This is a genomic window from Arthrobacter sp. (assembly GCF_030540645.1).
Taxonomy (GTDB): Bacteria; Actinomycetota; Actinomycetes; order Actinomycetales; family Micrococcaceae; genus Specibacter.
Window position 1 is genome coordinate 4,193 of record NZ_JAUNVV010000094.1, and the last position, 8,574, is coordinate 12,766.

Below are 8,574 nucleotides of genomic sequence, written 5' to 3' on the forward strand. Positions count from 1 at the left end.
TTCGTCATATTTGGGCTGCTTGGACGGGGCTACCGCGCATCCCTCTCCCAACCCTCGCTTCGCTCGCGCCGGCCCCCGCGAGGGCTACGCTTGAACTCAATACGTCTTTTTGTTGCGAGGAGAAAACACATGTCAGAAGTCATGAATGCCACGGTTGCCGAGTTGTCCGGAACCGCTGTGATTTTGGATGTCCGCGAAGACTACGAGTGGGAGGCCGGGCATGTGGACGGGGCCATCCATATTCCGTTGGAGCAGCTCCCGGAACGCCTGGAGGAGCTGGACCCCGACACCGACTTGTATGTCATTTGCCGCACCGGCGGGCGGTCCTTCCGCGCCGCCACGTGGCTTACCCAAAACGGCTACAGCTCGTTCAACGTGGTTGGCGGCATGGGAGCATGGTTTGAAGCAGACAAGCCCATGATTTCCTCAAACGGTGAAACCCCGCGCGTCCTCTAGCCCTTCACTCATTTCAACTGACAGGCCACCCATGATTTCTGTGCCCCTTGACTCCGCCCTGCCCCTGACTTTCCTCGGGCCGGAGGGGACGTTCACAGAGTCTGCCCTGTTGCAGGTCCCGGGTGCTGCCGGTGCTCAGCGAATTCCTTCAACTAGCGCGGCGGCTGCCCTCGCCAAAGTCCGCAACAGGGAAGCCTTTGCGGCCATGCTGCCGATCGAGAACTCCATTGAAGGTGGGGTTCCTGCAACGTTGGACGCCATTTCCAACGGTGTGGAGCTACGGATCCTCCATGAAGTTGTGGTGCCTGTGAGCTTCGTGCTGGTGGCCAAGGCCGGGGTGAGCCTTGCAGACATCACTGCCGTGGGCACGCACCCGCACGCATGGGCACAAACACGCGACTGGTTCGGCGAACACCTGCCGCTGGCCGCACATGTCCCGGCAAATTCGACGGCGGCTGCCGCCCATCAGCTGTTGACCGGCACCCCCACTTTCCAGGCTGCAGTGTGCGCCCCACTTGTTGCCCAGCAGACGGGGCTCAGTATCCTTGCTGCTGGCATTGAAGACAATATTGGTGCCGTCACCCGGTTTGTGCTGGTGGGCCAGCCCGGCTCACTGCCCGAGCCGACAGGGGCGGACAAGACCACGTTGGCGATTCCGTTGCCCGAGGACCACCCTGGCGCGTTGATGGCCATCCTGGAACAATTTGCCAGCCGTGGGGTGAACTTGAGTCGGATCGAGTCCCGGCCTACAGGCCAGTTCCTGGGCCATTACACGTTCAGTGTCGACGTGGATGGCCATATCCGTGACGCCCGTGTTGCTGATGCGCTGCGCGGACTGCATCGGGTGAGCCCAGGCATCCGCTTCCTGGGTTCTTATCCCCGCGCCGACCAGCAGCCGCCCTTAATCCGCTCTTACAATTCGGACACAGCCTTCGCCGACGCCACAGCATGGGTTGACGGCCTGACCGGCTAAGTACCGGGTCATCCATCCCGGAGTGCGTTCACATGCGGTGAGTCCCTTTCGCTTGGGCACATGCAAGCCTATGCTTTGCATAACTCCACAAAACATTAGGGTGGAGAGTTGAAAACTGCCCCAGTAGGGAAGAGGCGAGGCAACCATGGATGCGAACGCAGGCAAGAATGAACGCCAAGAGGGAACCATCGTGAACCCCGGAACGGGAGACGACAAGGACACCTCTGTGGGCGACGAGGGCGACGACGCTAATGACTTGCGCTTTGACGAAGAGGAACGCCTCATTCAGGAGCAGTCGAAGCGCCCCGAAACGGACTAGTCCTCTACCGGCGCAGCCGTCTGGTGGCTACAGGAGGGCGTCTGGCGAGGCCACGCGCACCAGCACGGCCTTGTTCTCCACGCTTACCTTGACACACGTGGCAGGTCCCGTTGGGTCGCCATCGATCTGTGTCTCCACCGGCATGACCGTGCGGATGATGAGTTTCTGGGAACGGTAAAAGTCAATGACCGGCAAGTGGTTCTTGTGCTGAAAGACCACCTTTCCGGCCATTGCCATCCAGCCAAAGGCGCTGCGGGGGCTGATCACCACAACGTCCAGCACGCCGTCGTCAATCAAGGCGCCGGGGACAAAGTCAATGCCACCCGGGAGCAGACCGCAGTTGGCGAACAGCACTGAACGGACCTTGCGCTGCTGGGCCGGCTCGTCGTCGAGCGCTATGCTGACCTTCTTGCGCGGCCCGGCAAGATGACGCAGGCCGGCTTCGCTGTAGGCCAGCCACCCGACGTGTTCCTTGAGCTTGGACCTGGTGTCGTTCATGACGTCTGCGTCCATGCCAAGCCCGGCGATGACCATGAATGAATGCTTGGAAGTGGAACCGGTCACGCCGTCCTCAATTTCCATCAAACCCGCATCGATGTGGCGCTGATGCCCGAATAAGGCGGTCTGGACGCATCCGGCAATGTCAGTGATGTCAAGCTTGAGGTTGCGGGCCAACAGGTTTCCAGTGCCCAGGGGGATGATGGCAAGCGGCACTTCGGTGTGTCGCAGGACCTGGCCCACAGCGCGCACTGCGCCATCGCCACCGCCCACAATGACGACGTCGGCCTTGGCCTCCAGCGCAGCGGTAGCCATGGAGTAGCCCGGATCCTCAACGGTGGTTTCCATGAAGATGGGCGCGGGCCAATCCGCTTTGGAGACCGATCGCGTAATGAGGGTTTTGGCAGCCTCGGCCCCACTTTTCGTGGGGTTGTAGATGAACACCACCTGCTGTTTTGCCAGATGGATTTTGTGTGGGGAGTCAGCCACGGCGCTGCGGGTGTGCTTCTGTGCGAGCTTGCGCACACCCAGCCAGCTGACGGCAACGGCCAGCACAATGACGACCACAATGACGATGACGAAAATTTCAGTTGGCATGATTGAACAACCTTAGCCCGTGAACTTGTTTTGATTGGATAGGCTTAGGTGGTGATCGATGTACGAGACCTCTGCGAAAATCCCGAAAACTACCGTGCCAGCCAGCTTGCCCGTGGTGCCGACGCGTCTGTGGTGGACTCCATCATCGCCGCCGACGCCGCCCGGAAGTCTGCGATCAGCTCCTTTGAGACGCTGCGCGCCGAGCAAAAAGCCTTCGGCAAGAAGGTAGCTGCGGCCAAGGGCGAGGAAAAGCAGGCACTGCTGGCAGAAGTCAAGGAACTGGCCGCCGCCGTCAAGGCAGCGTCAGCGGCATCGGATGAAGCCGCCGCAACCCAGGACGCCTTGGTGCGCGCCCTGCCCAACCTGGTGTCTGAGGGTGTCCCGGTAGGCGGCGAGGATGACTTCGTCGTGGTCAAGACCGTGGGCACGCCACGCGAATTCCCAGACTTCACCCCACGCGACCACCTGGAAATCGGTGAGCTTATCGGCGCCATCGACATGGAACGCGGCGCCAAGGTTTCCGGTTCACGTTTCTACTTCCTGAAGGGTGTTGGCGCCCGACTGGAGATGGCACTGCTGCAAATGGCCATGGACCAGGCCATAGAGGCTGGCTTCATCCCCATGATCACGCCCACCCTGGTGCGTCCGGAGACCATGGCCGGCACCGGCTTTGACGTGGCGCATGATGCCGAAATTTACCGCCTTGCCGAGGACGACCTCTACCTGGTGGGCACCTCCGAGGTGGCCTTGGCCGGCTACCATGCGGATGAGATCATCAACGTGGGGGAGCCGGTACGCTACGCGGGCTGGTCCTCCTGCTACCGCCGCGAGGCCGGCGCCTCGGGCAAGGATACACGCGGGATCATCCGCGTCCACCAGTTCAACAAGGTGGAAATGTTTGTGTACACCACGGTGGAAAACGCAGCCGAGGAGCACGCCCGCCTGCTCGCCTGGGAAGAGGAAATGCTGGCGAAGGTGGAACTTCCATACCGAGTCATCGACACGGCGGCTGGCGATCTGGGCATGTCAGCAGCGCGCAAGTTCGACTGCGAGGCGTGGGTTCCCACCCAGGACGCCTATCGCGAGCTGACCTCCACGTCCAACTGCACCACGTTCCAAGCCCGCCGCCTGAACATCCGTGAGCGCCAGCAGGCGGATGACGGCGGCAAAGGCACCACACGCGCCGTGGCAACGCTGAATGGGACGCTCGCCACGACTCGCTGGATCGTCGCCATCCTGGAGCAACACCAGAATGCGGACGGTTCCGTGACGGTCCCGGCAGCCCTGCGCAAGTACCTCGGCGGCATGGAAGTATTCCCGGTTCTGTAGCTCCCAGGTACAGATGTTTATCCTGCGTTCACCGTATTAACAGCCAACACTTGGGCCTTTGTTGGGCACATCTGTTTGACTAGAGGTATGACAATTACAGTAAATAGTGCAATCCCCGGCACCGATGACCGGGTTAATGAAACAACCAAATACCTTGTTGCCCTCGATGTTGACGGGACGCTGGTGGACCACGACGGCATCATGAGCGACGCCGTGCGTGTTGCAGCCCGCGCCGTTGTTGACGCCGGCCACGAGGTCATCATCGCCACGGGCCGCTCGCTGGGTGCGCTGGTTCCCATTGTGGAAGCCATTGGACTGCGCCAAGGCTATGGCGTGTGCTCCAACGGTGGCGTGACGATCCGCCTGGACCCGTCACTGGCCAACGGCTGGGAGATTATTGACCGGGTCACCTTTGACCCGGCGCCAGCCCTGACAGCTCTGCAGGAGCGAGTTCCCGGCGCCCGGTTCGCGTTGGAGGACGCGGAGGGGAACTTCTTGTCCACCTCCCGCTTCCAAGACGACAGTTTTGGCATTGAGGCCCGTGGCGTCGACTTCCACCACCTGCTCAGCGCGGAAGCGGTGCGCGTTGTGGTCAACAGCACCGAGGCCAGCACGCAGGAATTCGCGGCCGCTATCGCAGAAGTGGGGCTCAGCGGCGTCACCTACGCCATTGGTTGGAGCGCGTGGCTGGACATTGCCGCAGCCGGGGTGACCAAGGCCTCTGCTTTGGAATCACTGCGGGTGGCCTTGGGCATCGATCTGTCGCTGACGGTGGCTGTTGGCGATGGCAGCAACGACGTTGAAATGTTGCGCTGGGCCAACCGTGGCGTGGCCATGGGGCAGGCCGAAGACCATGTGAAGGCCGCCGCCGATGAGGTGACAGCCTCCGTGTACGACGACGGCGTTGCCACAGTGCTGCGCAGTTTGGTGTAGCTGAGGCGGGTTTGTCTCGGCTGGCCTTGGCCGGTCAACTGGCGAAGGGTGCCCGAGCCTGAAGCGGTGCGTGAGCGACGGTAAATCCGGAGCCCAAGGCACGGCGTTCGCGAAGCGTCTGCTTGTCTAGGTAGGTACGGCGTTGAAATTTTGAGCATCACATCTGGCTTAGCTGATGAAATGACAGATCGTTCAGCGGCTACAAGAGCTAATGGGCGGTCGGAGGAATCAGCCAAGGCAACAGCATTGGTCTTGAACTCGCCGGAATGAGTGGGTTGAAAAGATACGGAAACAATTCTTTCAGGAACGTCCCCCAGCAGTAATACACCTCAGGAAGTTGTCACCGTAGTGCGGATCACCCGGGGCATCAGCTCAGCTCTGTCGCGCTGATGAGAGCCGCAACCACAGTCGCGATTAGGGCCAGGCAGGTGGCTCCGGTTCGTAGAGCGAAGAATCGCTCCCAGCGGGTACGTACAGCGCGCCAGTTTTCCGGTGGTTCCTCAGCTGACCAGTTGGCCATGGTTTGGTTGATAGGCAGATCGCCCCGCACAACGGCAAGAAGGGCTATGACGAGGGCGCTGAGGGACAGTGCGCTAGCGCCGATGACCATCATCGAACTGCTCACCAAGGCGGTGACGAGGGTGGCCAAGGCGGCTGCAAGGCACAACAGCATCACTGGCTTGGCGATTCTTGGTGCAGTGATGTCGAAGGACTGCTTTATCTGGATGTAGACGGTGGCGTCGACCGCCCGAAGCGCCGGATTAAAGGCGACTTGGCCGAAGAGTTGGATGCCTAGTAGGACAGCGATCAAGACCAGCGCATTGAGGGAAAGCACGAAGATCACCATGACACAGCCCCTCTTTAGAAGCGGTTAGTTTCTATCTAATCCAGAGGATGGACCACATGAACACACCTGTTAAGGGTGCCCGTGGGAGGTATTCCACGAATCCTGGGTGGTTGGTTAGGCGGCTTTTACCGGCCGGACTTGGTCGAGCTTGAGTTTGTGTTCGAAGTCGAGCGGGCTCAGGTAGTCCAGGGCGCAGAGGAGCCGTTTCTGATTGTAGAAATCCACAATCCAGCATCCTGTAGCTGTCGTGGCTTCCTGGCAGTGTGGGCCAGGTGCTGCGGTTGGAGAACTCCGTCTCGAGCATGGATCAGAACGGAGCCTTGGGGTCTGGTGTGTAGTGGAACGGTGATTGGCGCTAAGGAATCTGTTTGGTGGGATGGTTCAGGGAGTGCTGATGGGAAGGTGACGGTAGATGGATGCTCGGGAGATGCCAAGTGCTTTGGCGATCTGGGTGTCGCTGTCTCCTTTGGCTCGTCTGGTATGGGCGGCTGCGAGGCCGGCCATGGTCCGTCGACGAATCATGTAGCGCTCGAGTTCGGCCAATGCGGCCCGCAATGTTTGAAGCGTGCTGTAAATGGGTAGGAGACGAGGGGTGGTACACAGCGGATAGGGTGAAGCTGCAGCAAACCACCGCGCTCCGGAACATATTGCGACAACCAAGGACGTTCATTGGGCTTCAACTATTTGCAATCATCAACCCCTCAACGGTCACTTCAATATTGGCTTGAGTCGGATGTGGCCAAGTTCTTCCCCCGAGACACTCCTTCAGCCCTCCGTGACATGGCCTGGAGTTTTGGACAGTGGCGCGGTTTCGCTGCAGCGTGCGCCGGTGTGGGCGTCGTTGGACTTGGCATCGCCTTGTTGCTCGCAGTGTGGCAGCCCCAGATCATCTGGCTATGGGCGCTTCTGATCGTTGTTGCCATTTTGCTCATGGTGCTGTGCCCACTGGTTTCAAAGCTCAAAATTTCGAAGGTTGCCAGCGGAAAATTGCCCATGCTCTCGCGTGCTGCAGTGAGCATTTCTGCCGGCGTAGGTGCGGCAATTTTTCTTTCAGCAATTTTCATCGCTCTTGCCAGTTTTCCGCTGGATCCCTGGTTTCATATGGGCGCCAAAGGAATTGCCAGCGCCGCAGCCGTTTATGTGTTGGTTCTTATCCTCATGACCAGCGTCTTTGTGCTTCCTGGATTTTTTTCCCACTATGCACGCCGAGATTTCCGCCACCACATTGACCGGAATCCATCCCTGCGGGCACAACTCGAATACATGTCACAGAGCTGGGTTGATCCGGTGGGGAATCGAAGTTTTGGCCCGTTGTAGCGCACTGAACTGATGCCCGTGCCGTGAAGAGCTTCATTATGACGAAGAAAAGGGTCGCCTACGGACGAAATCTTAAGGTAAGGGTGTGTGTAGCCGGGTAGACCCTGACCTGCGGCTTGTTGATTGGATCTAGTCAAAGTCTGTCCGCATGGGGAACGCTCTGCGGGAGGGGTGGTAACGGGGCGGGCAACCCAGGTGTTGGTTGAAGCCGTCCGGGGGACCAGAGCTGCCAGTAGAACGCGGGCGAAGAAAACAGGCTGATGCGAAGGACTGCGTGATGAGGCTGGCCTCAAATACGACCTAGCCGTGCGAGGTGAAGGGCTGTCTGCCTGTCTCGACGGCGTGGCCAATGGGGAGGCTGTTACAGAAAGCGGTTAAGTGCCGATCAAGGCCAAGGAATCCTGCCCAGCGCGGTCGTGGTCAAGGTCTCCGGGAAGACATCCAGGGCACGCAAGTCGTGAGGGCGAACCGGTGCGGTGAAAATCCTGCATAAGGGCCGGAGCCGCTAGCAGCCCAGGAACGAGGAAGCGGTCGGGACCAACCGACAAGGCAGGGGGTTTCGATGACGTGCCGCCCAGCGGTTGCGAGCTACCAGGTAGGTCCCGTGCCAACGGTAAAGGCGACTTAACTCAGACCGCCCAATGTTGACTTGACGAGATTTCAGAGAGTGGCTATATTTTTTCTCGTAAGAAAATAGTGAACGGAAGTTCCCCCGCCCACAGTGGTTGTAGTTGTTTTTGTAGAGGGGGAAGCACCGTTGCAGTAATACCTGGTCGTCGACAGCATGAGACGACCAGAGCAACACCAGCAGTACCAGTAATTCCTAGTCGTCGACAGCTTGAGACGGCTAGAGCAACACCAGCAGTAGCAGTACCAGCAGTACCGGACCGTCAAGCAGGAGGAGGCGGACACAGCAACACCAGCAACATCTGGTCCTCGGACAGCTTGAGAGGGCCAGAGCAGTATCAGCAGTACCGGACCGTCAAGCAGGAGGAGGCGGACACAGCAATACCAGCAACATCTGGTCCTCGGACAGCTTGAGAGGGCCAGAGCAGTATCAGCAGTACCGGACCGTCAAGCAGGAGGAGGCGGACACAGCAATACCAGTAACACGGGGCGGGCAAGTTGAGAGCATATTGATGCACTCCTTGTCCGCCCCCCGACGTTTCGGGTCTGCTGGCCGGCGCAAAACTGGGATCCGCGGACAGCCACAGGCTGCTACCCATCTAATGTCGCATAACCGTCTCAGAACGTCGCTGGTTGCTTGGCATGTTGTGAGATGGGTTGTGGACGGTTTGGGGTCGG

General features: G+C 59.6%; 9 protein-coding genes. 6 read left to right on the top strand and 3 right to left on the bottom strand.

Features of this window, described 5'->3' with window-relative positions; translation table 11 throughout:
• Positions 1-129 precede the first annotated feature (129 nt).
• From Q4P21_RS14170 to Q4P21_RS14180, 3 genes are all read left to right on the top strand, one after another.
• The gene (locus tag Q4P21_RS14170; RefSeq protein WP_207343658.1) at positions 130-456 is read left to right on the top strand and encodes a rhodanese-like domain-containing protein; all 327 of its coding nucleotides are present in this window, start codon (positions 130-132) and stop codon (positions 454-456) included.
• A gap of 31 nt (positions 457-487) precedes the next feature.
• On the top strand, positions 488-1,429 hold the full coding sequence (gene pheA / locus Q4P21_RS14175) for a prephenate dehydratase (RefSeq protein ID WP_303389388.1): 942 nt from the start codon (positions 488-490) through the stop codon (positions 1,427-1,429).
• A gap of 145 nt (positions 1,430-1,574) precedes the next feature.
• Complete coding sequence (locus Q4P21_RS14180; RefSeq protein ID WP_303389389.1) at positions 1,575-1,748, top strand: hypothetical protein; 174 nt, start codon at positions 1,575-1,577, stop codon at positions 1,746-1,748.
• Positions 1,749-1,775: 27 nt separating this feature from the next.
• Here Q4P21_RS14180 and Q4P21_RS14185 read toward each other — a convergent pair whose 3' ends face one another.
• Positions 1,776-2,843 (bottom strand): diacylglycerol kinase family protein, encoded by a 1,068-nt coding sequence (locus Q4P21_RS14185; protein ID WP_303389390.1) that lies wholly within the window; start codon positions 2,841-2,843, stop codon positions 1,776-1,778.
• 51 nt (positions 2,844-2,894) lie between these two features.
• On the opposite strand from Q4P21_RS14185, the gene serS reads away from it, so the two are divergent.
• Both serS and Q4P21_RS14195 read left to right on the top strand, forming a co-directional pair.
• Entirely contained in the window at positions 2,895-4,172 is a 1,278-nt protein-coding gene (gene serS, locus Q4P21_RS14190; protein WP_303389391.1) for a serine--tRNA ligase, read from the top strand.
• An 87-nt stretch (positions 4,173-4,259) separates the two neighbouring features.
• Positions 4,260-5,105, top strand: a complete 846-nt coding sequence (locus Q4P21_RS14195; protein ID WP_303389392.1) for an HAD family hydrolase — start codon at positions 4,260-4,262, stop codon at positions 5,103-5,105.
• Between the two features lie 367 nt (positions 5,106-5,472).
• Here Q4P21_RS14195 and Q4P21_RS14200 read toward each other — a convergent pair whose 3' ends face one another.
• Positions 5,473-5,952 (bottom strand): DUF1772 domain-containing protein, encoded by a 480-nt coding sequence (locus tag Q4P21_RS14200; RefSeq protein WP_303389393.1) that lies wholly within the window; start codon positions 5,950-5,952, stop codon positions 5,473-5,475.
• 381 nt (positions 5,953-6,333) lie between these two features.
• Positions 6,334-6,474: a helix-turn-helix domain-containing protein gene (locus Q4P21_RS14205; protein WP_369598905.1), complete on the bottom strand. Its 141-nt coding sequence runs from the start codon at positions 6,472-6,474 to the stop codon at positions 6,334-6,336.
• Between the two features lie 309 nt (positions 6,475-6,783).
• Between Q4P21_RS14205 and Q4P21_RS14210 the strand changes: the two genes are divergently transcribed.
• On the top strand, positions 6,784-7,269 hold the full coding sequence (locus Q4P21_RS14210) for a hypothetical protein (protein WP_303389394.1): 486 nt from the start codon (positions 6,784-6,786) through the stop codon (positions 7,267-7,269).
• The last annotated feature ends 1,305 nt before the right edge of the window (positions 7,270-8,574 follow it).

What these genes read in the sequence shown, in the direction of transcription:
- Q4P21_RS14185 (WP_303389390.1), bottom strand. Translation starts at nt 2,843, where the DNA reads ATGCCAACTGAAATTTTCGTCATCGTCATTGTGGTCGTCATTGTGCTG.
- pheA (WP_303389388.1), top strand. Translation starts at nt 488, where the DNA reads ATGATTTCTGTGCCCCTTGACTCCGCCCTGCCCCTGACTTTCCTCGGG.
- Q4P21_RS14200 (WP_303389393.1), bottom strand. Translation starts at nt 5,952, where the DNA reads ATGGTGATCTTCGTGCTTTCCCTCAATGCGCTGGTCTTGATCGCTGTC.
- Q4P21_RS14195 (WP_303389392.1), top strand. Translation starts at nt 4,260, where the DNA reads ATGACAATTACAGTAAATAGTGCAATCCCCGGCACCGATGACCGGGTT.
- Q4P21_RS14180 (WP_303389389.1), top strand. Translation starts at nt 1,575, where the DNA reads ATGGATGCGAACGCAGGCAAGAATGAACGCCAAGAGGGAACCATCGTG.
- Q4P21_RS14205 (WP_369598905.1), bottom strand. Translation starts at nt 6,474, where the DNA reads ATGATTCGTCGACGGACCATGGCCGGCCTCGCAGCCGCCCATACCAGA.
- Q4P21_RS14170 (WP_207343658.1), top strand. Translation starts at nt 130, where the DNA reads ATGTCAGAAGTCATGAATGCCACGGTTGCCGAGTTGTCCGGAACCGCT.